This window comes from Streptomyces sp. NPDC001056 (assembly GCF_053598955.1).
On the sequence record NZ_JBSFLI010000016.1, the window covers coordinates 84,306 to 104,448 of the forward strand.

The window sequence follows — 20,143 nt, forward strand, 5'->3', positions numbered from 1 at the left end:
CGGCCGCACCCGTCGTACCCGAACAGCGGTCCGGCGCGCCCGTGCCCGCTGTTCCGGAGCAGCGGTCCGACACGCCCGCGCCCCCGGCCGCCGCGCCCACGGTCCCCGCGCCGGCGCCCAGCGGCGACACGCCGGCCCCGCCGTCGGACGCGGCCGAACACGCCGACGCCGCGGACGACACGGAGGCCGGACAGCCCGAGGAGACCGCCCCTCTCCCGCCCCACGACGACCACCCCCTCGCCTCCTACGTCCTGCGCGTCAACGGCACCGACCGGCCCGTCACCGACGCCTGGATCGGGGAGTCGCTGCTGTACGTGCTGCGGGAGCGGCTCGGGCTCGCGGGGGCCAAGGACGGCTGCTCGCAGGGCGAGTGCGGGGCCTGCAACGTGCAGGTCGACGGACGGCTCGTGGCCTCCTGCCTGGTCCCGGCGGTCACCGCGGCCGGTACCGAGGTGCGCACGGTGGAGGGGCTGGCCCAGGACGGGCAGCCCTCGGACGTGCAGCGGGCGCTGGCCCGTTGCGGCGCCGTGCAGTGCGGCTTCTGCGTGCCCGGCATGGCGATGACCGTGCACGACCTGCTGGAGGGCAACCCGGCGCCGACCGAGCTGGAGACCCGGCAGGCCCTGTGCGGCAACCTGTGCCGCTGCTCCGGCTACCGGGGCGTCGTACAGGCCGTCCAGGAGGTCGTCGCCGAACGCGAGGCCGCGCACGCCACCGAGGCGGACGCGGACGCCGAGGACGCGCACGTGCCGCACCAGGCGGGCCACGGCGGCGTCGGCCCGTCGCTGTTCGAGGCGCCGGGCGCGTTCGACACGCCGCCACCCACCCCTGACGGCTACGGCGACACGCCCGGCCCGTACGACCAGCACTACGGCCAGGACGGAGGCCAGGCGTGAGCAACGAAGCCGCCACCGCGACCACCGCCACGGAGTCCGCTCCCGAGCCCGAGGCGGCACCGCACGGCCTCGGCGTCTCGCTGCCGCACGCGGACGCCCGCGCCAAGACCGAGGGCACCTTCCCGTACGCCGCCGACCTGTGGGCCGAGGGCCTGCTCTGGGCGGCCGTCCTGCGCTCCCCGCACGCGCACGCGCGGATCGTGTCCGTCGACACCTCGCACGCCCGCGAGATGCCCGGGGTGCGCGCCGTCATCACCCACGAGGACGTGCCCGGCACCCCCCGCCACGGCCGGGGCACCCCCGACCGGCCGGTGTTCGCCGCCGAGGTCGTACGGCACCACGGCGAGCCCATCGCCGCCGTCGCCGCCGACCACCCGGACACCGCGCGGATGGCCGCGGCCGCGATCATCGTCGAGTACGAGATCCTCGACCCGGTCACCGATCCCGAGCAGGCGTTCGAGGCCGAACCCCTGCACCCGGACGGCAACCTGATCCGGCACATCCCGCTGCGCCACGGCGACGCGGAGGCGGTCGGCGAGGTCGTGGTCGAGGGGCTGTACCGCATCGGCCGCCAGGACCCGGCCCCGATCGGCGCCGAGGCCGGTCTCGCGGTGCCGCGTCCCGACGGCGGCGTGGAGCTGTACCTGGCCTCCACCGACCCGCACCACGACCGCGACACCGCCGCCGCGTGCTTCGGGCTGTCCCCGGATCGGGTGAAGATCGTGGTCACCGGGGTGCCCGGCGCCACCGCCGACCGCGAGGACCAGAGTTTCCAACTCCCGCTCGGCCTCCTGGCGTTGCGCACCGGCCTCCCGGTGAAGCTCACCGCGAGCCGCGAGGAGTCCTTCCTCGGCCACCCCCACCGCCACCCCACCCTGCTGCGCTACCGCCATCACGCCGACGCCGAGGGCAGGTTGGTGAAGGTGGAGGCGCAGATCCTGCTGGACGCGGGCGCGTACGCCGACACCTCCGCGCAGGCGCTGGCGGCCGCCGTCTCCTTCGCGTGCGGGCCGTACGTCGTCCCGAACGCGTTCATCGAGGGCTGGGCCGTACGCACCAACAACCCGCCCTCCGGCCATGTGCGCGGCGAGGGCGCGATGCAGGTGTGCGCCGCGTACGAGGCCCAGATGGACAAACTCGCCCGGAAGCTGGACGTGGACCCGGCCGAACTGCGGCTGCGCAACGTCCTGTCGACGGGTGACGTGCTTCCCATCGGCCAGACCGTGACCTGCCCGGCCCCGGTCGCCGAACTCCTCCAGGCGGTAAGGGACTTCCCGCTCCCGCCGCTGCCCAAGGACACCCCCGAGGACGACTGGCTGCTGCCCGGCGGACCGGAGGGCGCGGGGGAGCCGGGCGCGGTGCGCCGGGGCGTCGGCTACGGCCTCGGCATGGTGCACATGCTCGGCGCGGAGGGCGCCGACGAGGTGTCCACGGCGACGGTCAAGGTCCACGACGGCGTCGCGACCGTGCTGTGCGCGGCGGTGGAGACCGGCCAGGGATTCACCACGCTGGCCCGGCAGATCGTGCAGGAGACCCTCGGCGTGGAGGAGGTGCGCGTCGCCCCGGTCGACACCGACCAGCCGCCGTCCGGCGCGGGCTGCCGGGGCCGGCACACCTGGGTGTCGGGCGGCGCGGTGGAGCGGGCGGCGAAGATGGTCCGCACCCAGCTCCTCCAGCCGCTGGCCCACACGTTCGGCATGTCGACCGAGCTGCTCCAGATCAACGACGGCAAGATCACGTCGTACGACGGCGTGCTGTCGACCACCGTCACCGAGGCGCTGGACGGCAAGGAGCTGTGGGCCACCGCGCAGTGCCGCCCGCACCCCACCGAGCCGCTGGACGCGGCCGGGCAGGGCGACGCGTTCGTGGGCCTCGCGTTCTGCGCGATCCGCGCGGTGGTGGACGTGGACATCGAGCTGGGCTCGGTCCGGGTGGTGGAGCTGGCCGTCGCCCAGGACGTGGGCCGGGTGCTCAACCCCGCCCAGCTGGCGGCACGGATCGAGGCGGGCGTCACCCAGGGCGTGGGCATCGCGCTCACCGAGAACCTGCGCACCCCGCGCGGGCTGATCCGCCACCCCGACCTGACCGGCTACGCCCTGCCGACCGCGCTGGACGCGCCGGACATCCGGATCGTCAAGCTGGTGGAGGAGCGGGACGTGGTCGCGCCCTTCGGCGCCAAGTCGGTCAGCGCGGTCCCGGTGGTGACGTCCCCGGCGGCCATCGCCTCCGCCGTCCGCGCGGCCACCGGCCGTCCGGTCAACCGGCTCCCGATCCGCCCCCAGGCGGCCGTGGTCACCGCCCAGTGACCACCGGCGGGCAACGCGTCCGCCGCGCCTGACGTCCTTTCGGGCGAGGGGCGTTGTCAGTGGGGCGGCGTAGTGTGCTCAGCGGTGGGGGAGCCGCGCACGGGCGCCCGTACTTTGTCACGCACGGGCACGTCCGCGGGGGAGCGATGGGTACGACGACGGATGCCGGGACAGCGGCGATCACGCTGACCGAGGCCGAGCTGGACCGCCATGTCACGCATGCCGCGACGCGCGGCCTGCTCGCGGGCCCGGGGCTGCCCGCCGTCACCGATGTGCTGACGTTCTCCCCGCTGCGCGCGCACGGCCTGCGCACCCTCGCGGACGCGGCGGACGGCCCCCTCCGCCTGGCCGAGGAGCTGCGGGACCGCCTGGTGATAGGCGAGCTGCTCAACCCGGTCGGCATGGAGCGGGAGTCGATCCTGCTCGACGGCGACACGGGCGAGGTCACGACGGCGTACCTGCGCGCCCCGTCCGAGTGGCGCCCCTTCGCGCCCTCCCTGGCCACGCTGCTGCGCTTCGCCGCGGTCACCGAGGAACTGGCGGGCCTGCGCGGCCGGTTCGCCTCCCTGGCCGGTCAGTACGGCCCGGACACGGTCGCCGAGGCGTCCCGCCGCCTGCTCGCGCTGTTCGAGGAGGGCACGGACGGCCGGGTGCCGCCGTACTGGAAGGCGGCGGCGCTGATCCGCCCGCTCGCGCTGGTCGCGGGGCCGGGCACGGCGTCCGGACTCACCCTGGACATCCCCGCGCGCGTCCTCGACCAGGAGTTCGGGCACGGCCGGGTGGCGCGCTTCGAGGACGTCGACTTCCCGGCGGCGCTCACCCACGAACCGACCCGCCGCTTCCTGCGCGAGACCGGGCTGCCCGAGGAGGCGGTCCTCTTCTTCACCGATCCGGACGTCCCGCTGCCGACCCTGCGCGAACACTTCACCCAGGACCACGGCGAGTACCCCCTCGCCGAACTCCCGGCCCACTGCGACCACTTGATCCGTCTGGGCTACCTGGTCGAGGACAACAGCCTGGTGGTCGACGGCCGCACCGGCGCGGTCCTCACCTTCTCCGAACCCGAAGGCGCCCTCTGCCCCCTCAACACCGACGTCTCCACCCTCGCCTTCACCCTCTGGCTCCTCCACCACGAACGCACCATCGACCACCACCTCTCCCACGAGCTGACCACGGACGCCTACGACCAGCTGGCCGCCGCCATGCTCCACACCCTGACCACGATCGACCCCACGTCCACCCTGCCGGGCGCCACCTGGCACTACTGGACGGAGTCCTTCCGGGACGAGGCGGGCGGGGTGCTCTGAGAACCCCCGCCGGACATGACGCCGTGGCGGGATCCGAACCCGCGCGACTCCCCGCGGGCGGAGCCCGCTGCCGGATGCCGCGCGGGCGGGCCCTTCGGCCGCTCGGGTGCGTCCGGTCGCTTTCTGGAGGCCGTGGCGGGATTCGAACCCACGTAACTCGCTTTGCAGGCGAGCCCCTCAACCACTCGGGCACACGGCCGTGTCGATGAGAAGACCGTAGGACGGAGCGGAAGGGGGACTCAAGGAAACCGGCGCAGCCGCAATGTGACTGCCATACGGCGTTCATCGGAGGGGGGCGGCGTAGGTCCAAGGTCGCAGGGGGAGGGAGGCTTCGGACAGGGGTCATCCGGGGTTGTGGGCCTTACTCTGGCGGACATGAGTGTGCTGGGGTCCCGTGTCGAGGACGTGGTGGAGGGTGCCGTCGAGCAGGACGGCGGGGTGCTGGGGCGGTCGTTCCGGGCGCTGAGTGTCGGCATCGTGTCCGTCGTGTTCCTGATCGCCTTCGAGGCGACCGCCGTCGGCACCGCGATGCCCGTCGCGGCGCGTGAGCTGGACGGCATCGCGCAGTACGCCTTCGCGTTCTCCGGGTTCTTCACCACCAGCCTCTTCGGCATGGTCCTCGCCGGCCAGTGGGCCGACCGGCGCGGCCCGCTCGCCGCGCTGACCACCGGCATCGGCGCCTTCGCCGCGGGCCTGGTGATAGCCGGGACCGCGGGGACGATGTGGGTGTTCATCCTCGGCCGGGCCGTGCAGGGACTCGGCGGCGGGCTGGTCATCGTCGCGCTGTACGTGGTCGTCGGCCGCGCCTACCCCGAGCGCCTGCGCCCCGCGATCATGGCGGCGTTCGCGGCCGGCTGGGTCGTACCCTCCGTCGTCGGCCCCCTCGCCTCCGGCGCCGTCACCGAACAGCTCGGCTGGCGCTGGGTGTTTCTCGGCATCCCGATTCTCGTCGTGTTCCCGCTGGCCCTCGCCCTGCCCCAGATACGCCGCCGGGCGTCCGGACCGGTCGACGCGGACGCCGCCGCCGCGCCCCTCGACCGCCGGCGCGTCCGGCTCGCCCTCGGCATCGCGCTCGGCGCGGGTCTCGTCCAGTACGCCGCGCAGGACCCGCGTCCCCTCTCCCTGATCCCCGGCGCGGCCGGCGCCGCCCTGCTCGTGCCCGCCGTCCTCGGCCTGCTGCCCCGCGGCACCTACCGCGCCGCCCGCGGCCTGCCCTCCGTCGTGCTGCTGCGCGGCGTGTGCGCCGGTTCCTTCGTGGCCGCGGAGTCCTTCGTGCCGCTGATGCTGGTCACCCAGCGCGGCCTGTCGCCGACGCTCGCCGGCCTCTCGCTCGCCGCGGGCGGGGGCACCTGGGCGCTGGGCTCCTGGCTGCAGTCCCGCCCGCGCCTCGCGCCGTACCGGGAACGGCTGATGACCGCCGGCATGGTCCTGGTCGTCGTCGCGCTGCTGACCGCGCCGAGCGTGCTGCTGCGCTCCGTGCCGGCCTGGATCGTCGCCGTCGTCTGGGCCTTCGGCTGCCTCGGCATGGGCCTGGTGATCTCGTCCACCAGCGTCCTGCTGCTGCGTCTGTCCGCCCCGGAGGAGGCCGGCGCCAACTCCGCCGCGCTCCAGATCTCCGACGCCCTCTCCAACGCCCTCCTCCTCGCCGCCGCGGGCGCCGCCTTCGCGGCCCTCGGCGGGGGCACCTCCGCGACCTCGACGGCCACCTCCGCCCACCCCGCCGCCTTCGCCGTGGTGTTCCTGTCGATGGCGGTGGTGGCGCTGGCGGGCGTGTGGGTGACGAGGCGCTGCGGGAGCGGCGAGCGGGTGAAGAGGGCGGCGGCGGAGGGCTCGTAAGCCCGTGGCCGGCGGTGGGGGAGGCCGCACGCCGGTATCCAACGGGGTCGATCCCGCCGGAGTCGACCAGGACGCGGCGTTCGCGCTGGTCATCGATGTGGCGGCCGGGACGCGGAGCGACGTGGGCCCGATCGCGGGGCGGCCGCGGCGGTTGTGACGTGAATCCCACCCTGAGGTGACGCGGGGGCGTTCGGGGCTGGAGGGGAGGGCGGCGCCGGTAGGGTGGCCCGGTTGTCATACGTAGCCGACTGAACCTGACCACGGAGACCGTGACTACCACCGCCCGCCCGTCACCCACCGCCCTCAAGGGAGGGTCCTCCGGGCCCGCCCCCATCTCCTCCTCCGCGCACTCCCACCATCTGTCCCCCGCCTTCCCCGGCCGCGCGCCGTGGGGTACCGCCAGCAAGCTGCGTGCCTGGCAGCAGGGGGCGATGGAGAAGTACATCCAGGAACAGCCGCGTGACTTCCTCGCCGTCGCCACACCCGGCGCCGGCAAGACCACCTTCGCGCTGACGCTGGCCTCGTGGCTGCTCCACCACCACGTGGTGCAGCAGGTGACCGTGGTCGCGCCCACCGAGCACCTGAAGAAGCAGTGGGCCGAGGCGGCGGCGCGGGTCGGGATCAAGCTCGACCCCGGGTACAGCGCCGGGCCGCTCGGCCGCGAGTACGACGGCGTCGCGGTCACGTACGCCGGTGTCGGTGTGCGGCCCATGCTGCACCGCAACCGCGCCGAGCAGCGCAAGACCCTGGTGATCCTGGACGAGATCCACCACGCCGGCGACTCCAAGTCCTGGGGCGAGGCGTGCCTGGAGGCGTTCGAACCGGCGACCCGGCGGCTCGCGCTGACCGGTACGCCGTTCCGGTCCGACACCAACCCCATCCCGTTCGTGACGTACGAGGAGGACAACGCGGGCATCCGCCGCTCCTCCGCCGACTACACCTACGGGTACGGCTCCGCGCTCTCCGACGGCGTCGTGCGGCCGGTCATATTCCTCTCGTACAGCGGCCAGATGCGCTGGCGCACCAAGGCCGGCGACGAGATCGCCGCGCGGCTCGGCGAGCCGATGACCAAGGACGCGGTCAGCCAGGCCTGGCGTACCGCGCTCGATCCGCGCGGCGACTGGATGCCCAGCGTGCTGCGTGCCGCCGACCAGCGGCTCACCGAGGTCCGGAAGGCGATCCCGGACGCCGGTGCCCTGGTCATCGCCTCCGACCAGGACTCCGCCCGCGCCTACGCCAAGCTGATCCGCGAGATCACCGGTACGAAGGCCACGCTCGTCCTGTCCGACGACGCCGGCGCCTCCCAGCGCATCGACGACTTCAGCGCGAGCGACGACCGCTGGATGGTCGCGGTGCGCATGGTGTCCGAGGGCGTCGACGTGCCCCGCCTCGCGGTCGGCGTGTACGCCACCACGATCTCCACGCCGCTGTTCTTCGCGCAGGCCGTCGGCCGTTTCGTGCGGTCCCGGCGGCGCGGCGAGACGGCCTCCGTCTTCCTGCCGACGGTTCCCGACCTGCTGACCTTCGCCAACGAGATGGAGAAGGAGCGGGACCACGCCCTCGACAAGCCGAAGAAGGAGGGCGAGGAGGACCCGTACGCCGAATCCGAGAAGGAGATGGAGGAGGCGAACAAGGAGCAGGACGAGGACACCGGCGAGCAGGAGCAGTTCTCCTTCGAGGCGCTGGAGTCCGAGGCCGTCTTCGACCGGGTGCTCTACGACGGCGCCGAGTTCGGCATGCAGGCGCACCCGGGCAGCGAGGAGGAACAGGACTACCTCGGCATCCCGGGACTGCTGGAGCCCGAGCAGGTGCAGATGCTGCTGCAGAAGCGGCAGGCCCGGCAGATCGCGCACAGCAGGAAGAAGCCGGACGCCGAGGCCGACCTGCTCGAACTGCCCGCCGAGCGGCGGCCCGTCGTCTCCCACAAGGAGATGATGGAGTTGCGCAAGCGGCTCAACACGCTCGTCAGCGCGTACGTGCACCAGAGCGGCAAGCCGCACGGGGTGATCCACACCGAGCTGCGGCGGGTGTGCGGCGGCCCGCCGAGCGCGGAGGCGACGGCGGGACAGCTGAAGCAGCGGATCGCCAAGGTGCAGGAGTGGGCCACGCGGATGCGGTGACGCGCGCGGCCGGGGCGGCCGGGGCGGCCGGGGCGGACGGAGCGGATGGAGCGGACGGAGCGGACGGGAGTGCCGACGGGTACGCACGGGTGCTGAGGGCCGGAGTTACGCTGCCGTACGTATCCGGACCAATACCGTCAGTTCGCCTCCGTCTCTGCCCGGATTCTGGACGAAGGCTTTCGCTCAGCGAACCCCCTTCGCTACTGTCCCGCTACGCAACGCCCCGTGGCAGCGCCGCCGCGGAGCGCAGCCGTGAAAGCGACAGGGTCCGGAGCCGCCGGGCCGTCCTGCCGATCGGCGGCCTCTGGAGCGCGTCGCCGACGGGACTCGGTGACGCATTGTCCGCTCGGGGGCTCGCCGACCTACCCGCCGAAGGAGTGGGGGTCGTGACCGCGGAGACCTCTCAGACGCTCGACCGGGGACTGCGTGTCCTCAAGCTGCTCGCCGACACCGACCACGGGCTCACCGTCACCGAGCTGTCCAACAAACTGGGCGTGAACCGGACCGTCGTGTACCGGCTGCTCGCCACGCTGGAGCAGCACGCTCTGGTACGACGGGACCTGGGCGGCCGGGCCCGGGTCGGGCTGGGGGTGCTGCGGCTCGGGCGCCAGGTGCATCCGCTGGTCCGCGAGGCCGCGTTGCCCGCGCTGCGGTCGCTGGCGGAGGAGATAGGGGCCACGGCGCATCTCACGCTGGTCGACGGCACGGAGGCGCTGGCGGTGGCGGTGGTCGAGCCGACGTGGACGGACTACCACGTGGCGTACCGCGCGGGCTTCCGCCACCCCCTGGACCGGGGTGCTGCGGGCCGGGCGATCCTCGCCGCGCGGCGATACCCCTCGGCGGAGCCGGCGTACACCCTGACCCAGGGCGAACTGGAGACCGGCGCGTGCGGCGCGGCGGCCCCGCTGGTGGGCGTGACCGGGGTGGAAGGCAGCGTGGGCGTGGTGATGCTCGCGGACTCCGTCCCGGAGAGGGTGGGCCCCCGGGTGGTGGAGGCGGCACGGGAGGTGGCGGAGGCGCTGCGCTGACGGCCCCTCCTCGGCGTCCTGCCCCGCCCCGCGACCGACCGGGCGGGCCCCGCTCACGGCGTCGACCGGGCGCCTCCCCCTGGCGGGGGTACCCCGGCGCCTCCCTCTTCGTCGCCCCAGCGGTACGTCTGCTCGCGGCTGCGGTGGCGTCGCAGCGCCGCGTGGAGGGCGCGGGGAACTCCGCGACCGGCACGCGTGCGGCCGCGGACGAAGACGACGCGCATCCGCTGCGCTCGCGGACGGCTTCTCCTCGGCGTCCTGCGCCGCGACCGACCGGGGCCGGTCCTCGCTCGACGAAGACGACGCTCGGCCCTCGGGCCGCAGCCGACCGTGCTCGGCCCTCGCGGCGCGGCAGGCGCGCACCGCGCTCGGGCCTCCCCGGCGCGGCAGACCCACCCCGTGCCTCGGCCCGCGCCGCGCCGCACATCCCCGTCACGTAAATTGAACCCGTGCTCTCACGTCTCACCCGCCCCCAGGCCCTCGCCCTGTGCGCGCTTCCCGTCGTCGCGCTGCTCGCCGCCGCGGCGTTCGCGCCGTTGCCGTTCTCCGTGGCGCAGCCGGGGATGACGGCGAACGTGCTGGGGGCGAACCGGGGTGCGCAGGTGATCACGGTCAAGGGGGCCGACACCCGCAGGACGAGCGGGCAGCTGAGGATGGTCACCATCGAGGCGACCGGCCCCGAGACCCGCCTCTCCCTGCCGCACATCGTCGACAACTGGTTCCGCACCGACCGGGCCGTGATGCCCCGCGACGCGGTCTACCCGAGCGGCGACACGCTCAAGGAGATCGAGCAGCACAACACGGCGCAGATGCGGCAGTCCCAGGACGCGGCGACCAGCGCGGCGCTGAAGTACCTCGACCTGAGCCCCGACAAGGTCAGGGTCACGCTGAAGCTCGCCGACGTGGGCGGCCCGAGCGCGGGTCTGCTGTTCACCCTGGGGATCATCGACAAGCTGCGCGGCGACGGCCACGGCGGCGACCTCACCGGCGGCCGCACCATCGCCGGTACGGGCACCATCGACGCCGCCGGGAACGTCGGCGCGGTCGGCGGCGTGGGCCTGAAGACGCAGGCCGCCCGCCGGGACGGCGCCACCGTCTTCCTGGTCCCGAAGGCCGAGTGCGCCGATGCCCGCGGCCGGCTGCCCAAGGGCCTGCGCCTGGTCCCGGTCACCACCCTGAAGAGCGCGGTCGACTCCCTGCGCGCCCTGGAGAGCGGGAACGGCTCGGTACCGAGCTGCTAGTGCGCGAGCGCCGCGGCCGGGTGGGGCGCGGACACGAGCCGCAGCCCCAGTTCGACCAGGGTCCAGCCGACGCGGGTCCGCAGGTCCGCCGCCGGTCTCACCCCGGCGGCGAGGCGGTCGTCAGCGGCCTCGGCGTGGAGTGCCGCACGGTGTTGCCGGGCGAGTTGGGCGGTGAAGTGCATGGCATGGCCTCTCGGATCGGATCGGCTCGGATCGAGTCGGATCGGCTCGGTTCGGTTCACGTCGGTTCGGCGGCGGCGGGTCAGTGCGTATCGATCGGGAACAGGTGCGTGTGGACGCGTACCTGCCGCGCCTCCGGGGCGTCCGCGTCGGTCACCCGGTTCCGGTAACCGTCGATCAACTCGTGCATCTGCTCGATGAGTTCGAGCGCGATCTCCGGCGTGAGCCGCAGCGTCATGTCGCTCATGTCGGTGGCCCGGGACCACGCCGTCGACAACCGGTCCCGGGAGCCGATCCAGGTGGCCAGCTCACGGGCGTGCCGGGCCGCGCCCTCCTGGAGGAAGACCTCCGTCAGGCCCCGCACCTCGGGACTCGCGTCCTCGAAGTCCGCGCTGTCGTACGCCAGCCCCTGGGCCACGGCCTGCCACCACCGCTCCCGGCCCTTGCCGCGCCCCGGGGCGTCCTCGACGAAGCCGTGGTCCGCGAGCTGGCGCAGGTGGTAGCTGGTTGCGCCGCTGGACTCGCCGAGCCGCTCGGCCAGTTGGGACGCGGTGGCGGGTCCGTGGAGCCGCAGGGCGTCCAGCAGCTGCATCCGCAGGGGGTGGGCGAGCCCGCGCAGTGAGCGGGCGTCCAGCCGACGCGGCGCCGGTGTCTCGTGCTCCGTCATGCGGACAAAGGTAACCTTGCAAAGGTCTCTTTGCAACACCTCTTTTGCATCGACTTCTTTGCATGGATTCGTCGCGCCGACCCCCGGGCCGCGCGGGCGCGTCGGCCCCGGCCTCCTACTCCGCCGCCGCCTGCTCCACCAACGGGATGATCCGCAGCGGCACCGGGTTCTCCATCACGATCGCCGTGGACGCCCGCACGATGCCCTCGAAGCCGACGACCCGGTCGATCACCCGTTGCAGGTCGGCGTTCGAGCGCGCCACGAGGCGGCACAGCATGTCCCCGCTGCCGGTCGTGGTCAGCAGTTCCAGGACCTCCGGCACCGTCGCCAGGTACGCCCGTACGTCCGCCCCCTGCCCCTGCCGGATCTGGAGCGTGGCGAACGCGGTGACCGGATAGCCGAGTGCCGCCGGGTCCACCTGGGGGCCGAACCCGCGGATCACGCCGTTCGCCTGGAGCCGGTCGAGCCGGGCCTGCACCGTGCCCCGCGCGACCCCGAGCCGCCGGGACATCTCCAGCACGCCGACGCGCGGCTCCCGTGCCAGCAGCACGATGATCCGCCCGTCCAGATGATCGATCGCCACTGCCCCTCCTGAGGTGGTCATGATGTACAGAAAGCCCGAGGTCTGGCCCGTTTCGCCTAACAAGTTGCCCAGTGAATACGGAAACTATTGCGCACCTTGCAGAGCCCGGTCACCCTTCCGCTATGACGCAGACCACACAGCACACTCCCGACACGACCGCCCGGCAGGCCGACCCCTTCCCGGTCAAGGGAATGGACGCGGTCGTCTTCGCCGTGGGCAACGCCAAGCAGGCGGCGCACTACTACTCCTCCGCCTTCGGCATGAAGCTGGTCGCCTACTCCGGACCGGAGAACGGCAGCCGTGAGACCGCCAGTTACGTCCTGGAGAACGGCTCGGCCCGGTTCGTCTTCACCTCGGTGATCAAGCAGTCCAGCGACTGGGGCCGCTTCCTCGACCGGCACGTCGCCGAGCACGGCGACGGCGTCATCGACCTGGCGATCGAGGTCCCGGACGCCCGCGCCGCGTACGAGTACGCCATCGCGCAGGGCGCCCGCTCGATCGACGAGCCGTACGAGGTCAAGGACGAGCACGGCACCGTCGTCCTCGCCGCCATCGCCACCTACGGCGAGACCCGCCACACCCTGGTCGACCGCTCCGGCTACGACGGCCCCTACCTCCCCGGCTACGTGGCCGCCCAGCCGATCGTGCCGCAGCCCGAGCACCGCACCTTCCAGGCGATCGACCACTGCGTCGGCAACGTCGAACTCGGCAAGATGAACGAGTGGGTCGGGTTCTACAACAAGGTCATGGGCTTCACGAACATGAAGGAGTTCGTGGGCGACGACATCGCCACCGAGTACAGCGCGCTGATGTCGAAGGTCGTCGCGGACGGCACCCTCAAGGTGAAGTTCCCGCTCAACGAGCCCGCGATCGCCAAGAAGAAGTCCCAGATCGACGAGTACCTGGAGTTCTACGGCGGCCCCGGCGTCCAGCACATCGCGCTGAACACCAACGACATCGTGCAGACCGTCCGCGACATGCGCGCGGCCGGCGTCGAGTTCCTCAACACCCCGGACTCGTACTACGAGACCCTCGGTGAGTGGGTCGGCGACACCCGGGTGCCCGTGGAGACCCTGCGCGAGCTGAAGATCCTCGCCGACCGCGACGAGGACGGCTACCTGCTTCAGATCTTCACCAAGCCGGTCCAGGACCGCCCGACCGTGTTCTTCGAACTCATCGAGCGGCACGGCTCGATGGGCTTCGGCAAGGGCAACTTCAAGGCCCTGTTCGAGGCGATCGAGCGCGAGCAGGCCAAGCGCGGCAACCTCTGAGAGAGCGGCGGCCACCTCCGGAGGCCGCCGCCACGACGGGGACCACCGCCGCCACGACGGGGACCACCGCCGCCACGACGGGGACCGCCCGGTGCCGCACCCACCGGCCGGTCCCCGTCGCGCACCCGTACGGATGTCTCACCCGGGCACCTGCACGTCCGGCGGGTTCCCCAGCGCCGCCAGCGCCGACCGCGCCTCCCGCGCCCACAGCGGCGAGAACGACGGACTGATCTGCAACGCCTCCTCAAGGCTGCGCCGCGCGGGTCCGTCCAGCTCCAGCGCCGCCTCGATCGCGCCCCGGTGATAGGCGTACAGCGCGCTGCGCACCCCGCCGCCCTGCGTGCCGTCCGTGGCCTTCGTGGCGTACTCCAGCGCCTCGTCGTCCTGGCCCACCCGGTGCAGCGCCCAGCCGAGCGCGTCGGCCACCTCGATCCCGGGCTGGCGGTCGTACTCGTCCTGCAACCGCTCCACGGCCTGCTGCGCGTCCCCGTGGTCGGCCTCGTACCGCCCGAGCACCAGCGCGTCGTCCACCCCGCCGGACGTCTCCCGCTGCGCCAGCTCCCGCACCCGGTCGTACTGCTCCCGGGCCTTCTGGGCCATGCCCAGCGACTCGTACAGCTCGCCCAGGTCGAGCGCGTCGCGCGGGCTCGGCCGGCGGGCGAGGGCCGCCTGGTACGCGGTCACCGCCTCGGTCGTACGGCCCAGTGCCGCCAGCACCCGGGCCCGCCCCGCGGGCGCCGCCGGCTGGTCGGCGTCCCGGCGCAGGGCCGCGTCGTAGTGCCGCAGCGCGTCCGGCAGGTCCCCGCGCTCGAAGGCCAGCTGCCCCAGCCGGGTCAGATAGACGGCCTGCTCGGCGGGGGTGCGGGCGGCGGCGGCCGCGTCGGTCAGCTGGGCCACCGCGTCCTCGCGCCAGCCGCGGTCCCGGTAGACCGCCGCGGCCTGCGCCATCACGGCGGGCCGCTCGGCCGCGCCCGGCTTCAGCGCCATCAGCTTCTCCAGGGACTTGTCGACCGCCTCGTGGTCGCCGAGCCCGGTGTCGGCGTCGATCAGCCGGGCGTACGACGACCACCGCTGCGGCGCCAGCTCCTGGGCCTGCTCGGCGTAACGTTTCGCCTGGGTGAAGTCCCGGCGGGCCAGCGACAGCGCGGTCATGCCGTCCAGCGCCTGGAGGTTCTTCTCCTCGTCCAGCACCTGGAGCGAGGTCTCCAGCGCCCGCTCGGCCCGCGGGAAGTCCGCCGCCGCTGCCGTGGCGCGCCCCCGTTCGACGTACGCCGTCCCCAGCACCGCCCATGCCCGCGCGTCCTGCGGCTGGGCCCGCACCCGCTGCTCCTGCTGCCCGATCAGCGCCGTCAGGGCGGGCAGCGTGGCCGGCATCCCGGAGGTCACGGCGGTCAGCGCCTGCGCCGCCCGCGCCGGGGCGCCCAGCTGCACCCGGTGCGCCCGCGGCCCCGGCGCGGGCGGACTCGCCGCGCCGGGCCGGAGCCCCGGCCACACGGCAAGGACCGCGCCCGCGACCACACCGCCGCTCAGCGCGGTGACCAGTACCCGCCGCAGCAGCCGCCGGTTTCGGCGCGGCGCGGGCGGTCCGCTCCTCAGGGACGTACCCGGCTCGCTCACTCGGTTGTCCATGGCGCTCACTGTGCGTCAATACGACAAGAAGATCGCGTCGGGCATGGCGAGAGGCTGACGGGGTTCACACCGATGGCCGTGAGTGCGAACCTGTGATCATGAGCCGCATCGAAGTACCTCGCGATGAAGCCATCGCAACGACCAGCAGCCTCACCGACCGGCTCCTGGCCGGTCTGCCCCCCGAGGCCGTGCTGATCGACCCCGACGTCACGGCCGCCTACGCCCACGACATGGCGAGCTTCTGCCCCGCCGGAGCTCCCGCCGTCGTGGTCCTGCCGCGCACCGTGGAACAGGTGCAGCACGTCATGCGCACCGCCACCGAACTGCGCGTCCCCGTCGTCCCCCAGGGTGCCCGCAGCGGCCTGTCCGGCGCGGCCAACGCCTCGGACGGCTGCATCGTGCTGTCCCTCACCAAGATGGACCGGATCCTGGAGATCGACCCCGTCGACCGGGTCGCCGTGGTCGAACCGGGTGTGATCAACGCGGTCCTCTCCCGGGCCGTCGAGGAACACGGCCTCTCCTACCCGCCGGACCCCTCCAGCTGGGAGATGTGCACCATCGGCGGCAACATCGGCACCGGCTCCGGCGGCCTGTGCTGTGTGAAGTACGGCGTGACCGCCGAGTACGTCCTCGGCCTGGACGTCGTACTCGCCGACGGCCGTCTCCTGTCCACCGGCCGGCGCACCGCCAAGGGCGTCGCGGGCTACGACCTCACCCGGCTGTTCGTCGGTTCCGAGGGCTCCCTCGGCATCGTCGTGCGCGCGGTCCTCGGCCTGAAGCCCAAGCCGCCCGGGCAACTGGTCCTGGCCGCCGAGTTCCCCTCCGCCGCGACGGCCTGCGACGCCGTCTGCCGGATCATGGAGGGCGGCCACCTGCCCTCCCTGCTCGAACTGATGGACCGTACGACCGTCAAGGCGGTCAACGACATGGCCCGCATGGGCCTGCCGGAGACCACCGAGGCGCTGCTGCTCGCCGCCTTCGACACCCCGGACCCGGCCGCCGACCTCGCCGCCGTCGGCGCCCTGTGCGAGGCCGCCGGCGCCACCGAGGTCGTCCCGGCCGAGGACGCGGCCGAGTCCGAGATGCTTCTCCAGGCCCGGCGGCTGTCGCTGACCGCGCTGGAGGCGGTCAAGGGCACGACGATGATCGACGACGTGTGCGTCCCCCGCTCCAAGCTCGGCGCCATGCTGGAGGGCGTCGACCGGATCGCCGCCAAGTACGACCTGACGATCGGCGTCTGCGCCCACGCGGGCGACGGCAACACCCACCCCACCGTCTGCTTCGACGCCCAGGACGAGGACGAGTCCCGGCGGGCCCGCGAGTCCTTCGACGAGATCATGGCCCTCGGCCTGGAACTGGGCGGCACGATCACCGGCGAACACGGCGTCGGGGTGCTGAAGAAGGAGTGGCTGGCACGGGAGATCGGGCCCGTCGGGGTGGAGATGCAGCGCGCGGTGAAGCAGGTCTTCGATCCGCTCGGCATCCTCAACCCGGGCAAGCTCTTCTGAGGCCGCCGGGCCGACCGGGCCGACCGGGCTGACCGGGCTCACCGGGCGAGCAGCTGGTCGAGGGCGTCGTCGATGCCGAGCTGCCCGCCCTCCGTGCCCGGGGGGACCGCCCGCAGTGTCCGCTCCAGCCAGGCCGACACCTGCGGGGTCGGCGCCTCCAGGAGCGCGTCCCCCTCGGGCGAACTCAGCGCCATCAGGACGACGCTGCGCCCGTCCGCCTTCGTCGGCCACACCCGTACGTCCCCGTGCCCGCACGGCCGGAACACCCCCTCCACCAGCAGATCCCGGGCGAACGTCCAGTGCACCGGGAACTCGGAGTTGATGTGGAAGACGATGTGGACGGCGTACGGGTCGTCGGAGCGGTAGGTGAGCCGGGCCGGCACCGGGATGCTCCGCTCGGGCGACAGGACCAGCCTGAGTTCGAGTTCCCGCTCCACCACGGTGTGCTGCATGATCTGGGTTTCCTTTCTGGCCGGGGACCGCTCGGCGCGGGCCCGTACCAGGGAGAGGGGGCGGCGGCGCGGGCATTACGCGGGTTCGGAGATATTTTTTTCGGCCCGGCCGGGGGAGTGGGCACGGCGTTGCCCGGATGGAGTGGGTCCTGCGGGACTGGCGGTGGCGCGTGCCCGCGTCTGATAGATGTGGGAGGCCCATCCCACCCACGAGCAGATACGGGACGACGGACATGAGCGCCCCAACCCCGGCCCCCGGTGACGACCGGCCCCGCGAGGGCTACTACCCGGACCCGTCCATCCCCGGCTACGTCCGGTACTGGAACGGCGCCGCCTGGGTGCCCGGCACCAGCCGCCCGGCGCCGAAGGACGGCGAATCGCTCGCCCCACCACCCGGCGTCACCCCGGCCGTGGAGGAGACCGGCCCGCACTTCTTCGACGAGGAACCCGGCGCCCCCTCGGCCTCCGGCCCGGCGGTCACGGGCAACTCCGTTCCGGTTGCGGGGAGTTCGGGGACGGCCGGGCAGTGGCCCGCGGCGGACGGGGCGGCCGCCCCGGGCCGTACGGGCGTACCCGGCCACGGGGGCCGCGCGGGTGTCCCGGGTCAACAGGCGGGCGCGGGCGTACCCGGTCAACAGGGCGGAGCGGGCGTACCCGGTCAACCGGCGGGCCAGGCAGGCGTGTCCGGTCGACCGGCCGGTGCGGCAGGCGTGTCCGGGCCGGCGGGTGCGGGGGAGTGGGGCCGGCCGGGGCAGGGCGCCGACCCCCGGCAGGCCTCCGTGCCCCCGCAGGGCGGTGCGCCCTGGGGGGCCGATCCCCGGCTCGCGGCGGAGAAGCCGGGGCAGCCCGACGGGGGTTCCGCGCGGACCGACGGTCCCGCGACGACCCCGCCGGCCGAGAGCGACGCGCCCGATCCCGGCACCTTCGTCTTCCGGCGGCCGGTCACCGGCCGTACGGACGACGGCACGATGACGATGCGTCCGGTGCCGCCGAAGCGGACCGACGTGCCCGGCTTCGGTACCCAGGGCCCGGTCGCCGCGCCGACCCCCGCGACGCCTCCCGGGCCCGCCGCACCCGCCACCCCCTCCGCGCAGCCCGGCTTCGGCGCCGTGCAGACGCCGCGGAACCCGCAGCCCGCACCGGCGAACCCGCAGGTTCCGCAGCAGGGCGGCCCCGGGCAGGGGTCCTGGGCACAGCAGGTGCACCAGCTGGCCGGGGGCGGCGCGGAGGAGCAGCCGGTGGCGCCGTGGAAGCCGCCGGTGGAGGACCCGTTCCAGGCGGCGGCGCGCAGGCAGGCCGCCGCCCGCCCCGCCGGTCTCGGCAAGCGGCTCGCGGCCCGGCTGATCGACACCGTGGTCGTGGGCGCCGTGACCGCCGCGGCGGCCGTACCCCTCGGCACCCGGGCCCTCGACCACATCCAGCAGAAGGTCGACGCGGCCAAGCAGTCCGGGCACGAGGTCACCGTCTGGCTGCTCGACGGCACCACCGGCACCAGCCTCGGCGTCGTCCTCGCCGTCCTGCTCGTCCTCGGCGTCCTCTACGAGGTGCTGCCCACCGTCAGATGGGGCCGCACCCTCGGCAAGAAGCTGTGCGGCATCGAGGTACGGGACATCGAGGGGCACGAGCCCCCGGCGTTCGCCCCGGCGCTGCGCCGCTGGCTGGTGTACTGCGTCCCCGGGCTGCTCGGCATCGGGATCGTGGGCGTGCTGTGGTGCCTGTTCGACCGGCCCTGGCACCAGTGCTGGCACGACAAGGCGGCCCACACCTTCGTGGCGGGCTGAGCCGGGGAGCCGGCCGAGGCGGCCGTAGCGGGTACCCCGTACGGCCGTCCGCCGGATGCGGAGCCGGGGCGTTCGCGATCCACTCGGGCCATGAGCAGCGCACCGCCCCCCGGCTCCGGAGAGCAGCCACCCGAGGACGACCCGTTCAGGAAGCCGCCCCCGCCGCACCAGGGGCAGGGCTCACCGTACGACTCCCCGCCGCCCGGCGAGGGCCGGCAGCCCCCGCCCTACGGAGGCGGCCAGGAGCCACCGCCGTACGGCGGCCATCAGCCACCCCCGGGCGGCGGTCCCTACGGCGGTGGCCAGCCCCCGCCCGGCGGCGGTCCCTACGGCGGCGGTCCCTACGGGGGCGGCCCCTACGGCGGCGGCCCGCACGGTGCCGGCGGCTACCCCGCCGACCCCCTCGCCGGCATGCCCCCGCTCGCCGACAGCGCCAAGCGGACCCTCGCGCGCATCATCGACATGATCCTGGTCGGCATCGTCGTATGGCTGCTGACCTGGGCGTTCAACGTCCGCGAGTACGACGTGAACGGCAACAACATCGACGCGGGCCGCTCACTCGCCCAGTCCGTCATCGCCGCCGTGCTCTACATCGCCTACGACACGTTCCTCATTCACAAGACCGGTCAGACCCTCGGCAAGAAGTGGCTGCACATGCGGGTGGCCAACCTCTCCGACGGCGCCACGCCCGGCGCGCAGACCTCCCTCGTCCGGGCCCTCGTGCTGTGGCTGCCGTTCGCCTTCTGCTGCGCCTGCGTCTGGACCGTGATCTGCGGCGGCTGGAGCTTCTTCGACAAGCCCTACAAGCAGGGCCTGCACGACAAGGCGGCCAAGACGGTCGTGGTCAGCACCGACGCCGAACGGCCGCGCTGACCGCGACGGCCGAACCGACCGGACGGCGTCACAGGGCCGTCGGGACGCGCTCCCCCTCCGGGGCCGTCCCGGCGGCCTCCCGCTGTGTGCCGCGGGACCCCGGTGACGGCACCGTCATCGCGACCAGCAGTCCGAGCGCGAGTGCCGCGAGGGCGATGACGGTGATCCCGAGTCCCGAACTCGTCTGGGACAGCAGCAGCATGGCGACGGTCGAGAAGATCACGGTGCTCGCGCCGTAGGCGAGCTGGGCGACGGTCGGACGAGGCATGGCAATCGTGTCCTCGGAGGTCTTCGGGTATCGGGGGTGCCGTTCGACTCTCTCCTCGCCTGCATGCCCGAGCGGACCCCGCGGTAAGCGTGACCTAACCCACGGCGCCGATGCATGCGGGGGCGCACAGGAAGCACGGCCTGTCTAAAACACACGTCAACTCCGCATAGTCCACCAGACCTTACGGAGTCAAGATC

The 20,143-nt window shown here is 73.6% G+C and carries 17 protein-coding genes and 1 tRNA gene; 11 read left to right on the forward strand and 7 right to left on the reverse strand.

Going from position 1 to position 20,143, the window contains the following annotated elements; translation table 11 throughout:
- The 3 genes from ACWDD7_RS20175 to ACWDD7_RS20185 form a co-directional block, all read left to right on the forward strand.
- Positions 1-896: (2Fe-2S)-binding protein (locus ACWDD7_RS20175; protein WP_450458313.1), on the forward strand; the 896-nt coding region annotated here is incomplete at its 5' end.
- Positions 893-3,202, forward strand: a complete 2,310-nt coding sequence (locus ACWDD7_RS20180; protein ID WP_351868147.1) for a xanthine dehydrogenase family protein molybdopterin-binding subunit — start codon at positions 893-895, stop codon at positions 3,200-3,202. The genes ACWDD7_RS20175 and ACWDD7_RS20180, both read left to right, overlap by 4 nt.
- 146 nt (positions 3,203-3,348) lie before the next feature.
- Entirely contained in the window at positions 3,349-4,509 is a 1,161-nt protein-coding gene (locus tag ACWDD7_RS20185) for an SUKH-4 family immunity protein (RefSeq protein WP_450458314.1), read from the forward strand.
- 124 nt (positions 4,510-4,633) lie between these two features.
- On the opposite strand, the gene ACWDD7_RS20190 is transcribed toward ACWDD7_RS20185, so the two are convergent.
- Positions 4,634-4,708: transfer RNA gene (locus ACWDD7_RS20190), tRNA-Cys, on the reverse strand.
- A 176-nt stretch (positions 4,709-4,884) separates the two neighbouring features.
- Between ACWDD7_RS20190 and ACWDD7_RS20195 the strand changes: the two genes are divergently transcribed.
- The 4 genes from ACWDD7_RS20195 (at position 4,885) to ACWDD7_RS20210 (ending at position 10,734) form a co-directional block, all read left to right on the forward strand.
- Positions 4,885-6,345, forward strand: a complete 1,461-nt coding sequence (locus ACWDD7_RS20195) for an MFS transporter (RefSeq protein WP_450458316.1) — start codon at positions 4,885-4,887, stop codon at positions 6,343-6,345.
- A gap of 332 nt (positions 6,346-6,677) precedes the next feature.
- A complete protein-coding gene (locus ACWDD7_RS20200; protein WP_450458384.1) occupies positions 6,678-8,465 on the forward strand; it encodes a DEAD/DEAH box helicase in 1,788 nt (595 codons plus the stop codon).
- Positions 8,466-8,851: 386 nt separating this feature from the next.
- Entirely contained in the window at positions 8,852-9,493 is a 642-nt protein-coding gene (locus ACWDD7_RS20205; protein WP_351868154.1) for an IclR family transcriptional regulator, read from the forward strand.
- Between the two features lie 449 nt (positions 9,494-9,942).
- Positions 9,943-10,734: a S16 family serine protease gene (locus ACWDD7_RS20210; protein ID WP_450458317.1), complete on the forward strand. Its 792-nt coding sequence runs from the start codon at positions 9,943-9,945 to the stop codon at positions 10,732-10,734.
- Here the strand turns inward: ACWDD7_RS20210 and ACWDD7_RS20215 are convergent.
- The 3 genes from ACWDD7_RS20215 to ACWDD7_RS20225 form a co-directional block, all read right to left on the reverse strand.
- On the reverse strand, positions 10,731-10,916 hold the full coding sequence (locus tag ACWDD7_RS20215) for a hypothetical protein (RefSeq protein ID WP_450458319.1): 186 nt from the start codon (positions 10,914-10,916) through the stop codon (positions 10,731-10,733). The genes ACWDD7_RS20210 and ACWDD7_RS20215 overlap by 4 nt on opposite strands.
- Before the next feature lie 80 nt (positions 10,917-10,996).
- Positions 10,997-11,581 (reverse strand): ArsR/SmtB family transcription factor, encoded by a 585-nt coding sequence (locus tag ACWDD7_RS20220; RefSeq protein ID WP_450458320.1) that lies wholly within the window; start codon positions 11,579-11,581, stop codon positions 10,997-10,999.
- 115 nt (positions 11,582-11,696) lie between these two features.
- Positions 11,697-12,164, reverse strand: a complete 468-nt coding sequence (locus ACWDD7_RS20225; RefSeq protein ID WP_351868239.1) for an Lrp/AsnC family transcriptional regulator — start codon at positions 12,162-12,164, stop codon at positions 11,697-11,699.
- Positions 12,165-12,286: 122 nt separating this feature from the next.
- On the opposite strand from ACWDD7_RS20225, the gene hppD reads away from it, so the two are divergent.
- Positions 12,287-13,435 carry a 4-hydroxyphenylpyruvate dioxygenase gene (hppD, locus tag ACWDD7_RS20230; RefSeq protein ID WP_450458322.1) on the forward strand — a complete coding sequence of 383 codons (1,149 nt, stop codon included), beginning with the start codon at positions 12,287-12,289 and terminating at the stop codon, positions 13,433-13,435.
- 138 nt (positions 13,436-13,573) lie between these two features.
- On the opposite strand, the gene ACWDD7_RS20235 is transcribed toward hppD, so the two are convergent.
- Positions 13,574-15,064: a tetratricopeptide repeat protein gene (locus tag ACWDD7_RS20235; protein WP_450458323.1), complete on the reverse strand. Its 1,491-nt coding sequence runs from the start codon at positions 15,062-15,064 to the stop codon at positions 13,574-13,576.
- A 92-nt stretch (positions 15,065-15,156) separates the two neighbouring features.
- Here ACWDD7_RS20235 and ACWDD7_RS20240 point away from each other — a divergent pair, with 92 nt between their 5' ends.
- Positions 15,157-16,572, forward strand: coding sequence for an FAD-binding oxidoreductase (locus ACWDD7_RS20240; RefSeq protein ID WP_450458325.1), 1,416 nt, complete (start codon positions 15,157-15,159; stop codon positions 16,570-16,572).
- Between the two features lie 38 nt (positions 16,573-16,610).
- On the opposite strand, the gene ACWDD7_RS20245 is transcribed toward ACWDD7_RS20240, so the two are convergent.
- On the reverse strand, positions 16,611-17,024 hold the full coding sequence (locus ACWDD7_RS20245; protein WP_450458326.1) for an SsgA family sporulation/cell division regulator: 414 nt from the start codon (positions 17,022-17,024) through the stop codon (positions 16,611-16,613).
- 233 nt (positions 17,025-17,257) lie between these two features.
- On the opposite strand from ACWDD7_RS20245, the gene ACWDD7_RS20250 reads away from it, so the two are divergent.
- Together ACWDD7_RS20250 and ACWDD7_RS20255 are read left to right on the forward strand one after the other, a co-directional pair.
- Positions 17,258-18,805, forward strand: a complete 1,548-nt coding sequence (locus ACWDD7_RS20250) for an RDD family protein (protein WP_450458327.1) — start codon at positions 17,258-17,260, stop codon at positions 18,803-18,805.
- A gap of 90 nt (positions 18,806-18,895) precedes the next feature.
- Positions 18,896-19,678 carry an RDD family protein gene (locus ACWDD7_RS20255; protein ID WP_450458329.1) on the forward strand — a complete coding sequence of 261 codons (783 nt, stop codon included), beginning with the start codon at positions 18,896-18,898 and terminating at the stop codon, positions 19,676-19,678.
- 28 nt (positions 19,679-19,706) lie between these two features.
- Here the strand turns inward: ACWDD7_RS20255 and ACWDD7_RS20260 are convergent, their stop codons facing one another.
- Entirely contained in the window at positions 19,707-19,946 is a 240-nt protein-coding gene (locus ACWDD7_RS20260) for a hypothetical protein (protein WP_351868177.1), read from the reverse strand.
- Between the last annotated feature and the right edge of the window lie 197 nt (positions 19,947-20,143).

Bases quoted from the DNA above. Each gene is read 5' to 3' on its own strand.
- ACWDD7_RS20255 (WP_450458329.1), top strand. From the start codon at position 18,896: ATGAGCAGCGCACCGCCCCCCGGCTCCGGAGAGCAGCCACCCGAGGAC.
- ACWDD7_RS20260 (WP_351868177.1), bottom strand. From the start codon at position 19,946: ATGCCTCGTCCGACCGTCGCCCAGCTCGCCTACGGCGCGAGCACCGTG.
- ACWDD7_RS20195 (WP_450458316.1), top strand. From the start codon at position 4,885: ATGAGTGTGCTGGGGTCCCGTGTCGAGGACGTGGTGGAGGGTGCCGTC.
- ACWDD7_RS20245 (WP_450458326.1), bottom strand. From the start codon at position 17,024: ATGCAGCACACCGTGGTGGAGCGGGAACTCGAACTCAGGCTGGTCCTG.
- hppD (WP_450458322.1), top strand. From the start codon at position 12,287: ATGACGCAGACCACACAGCACACTCCCGACACGACCGCCCGGCAGGCC.
- ACWDD7_RS20235 (WP_450458323.1), bottom strand. From the start codon at position 15,064: ATGGACAACCGAGTGAGCGAGCCGGGTACGTCCCTGAGGAGCGGACCG.
- ACWDD7_RS20250 (WP_450458327.1), top strand. From the start codon at position 17,258: ATGAGCGCCCCAACCCCGGCCCCCGGTGACGACCGGCCCCGCGAGGGC.
- ACWDD7_RS20185 (WP_450458314.1), top strand. From the start codon at position 3,349: ATGGGTACGACGACGGATGCCGGGACAGCGGCGATCACGCTGACCGAG.
- ACWDD7_RS20220 (WP_450458320.1), bottom strand. From the start codon at position 11,581: ATGACGGAGCACGAGACACCGGCGCCGCGTCGGCTGGACGCCCGCTCA.
- ACWDD7_RS20215 (WP_450458319.1), bottom strand. From the start codon at position 10,916: ATGCACTTCACCGCCCAACTCGCCCGGCAACACCGTGCGGCACTCCAC.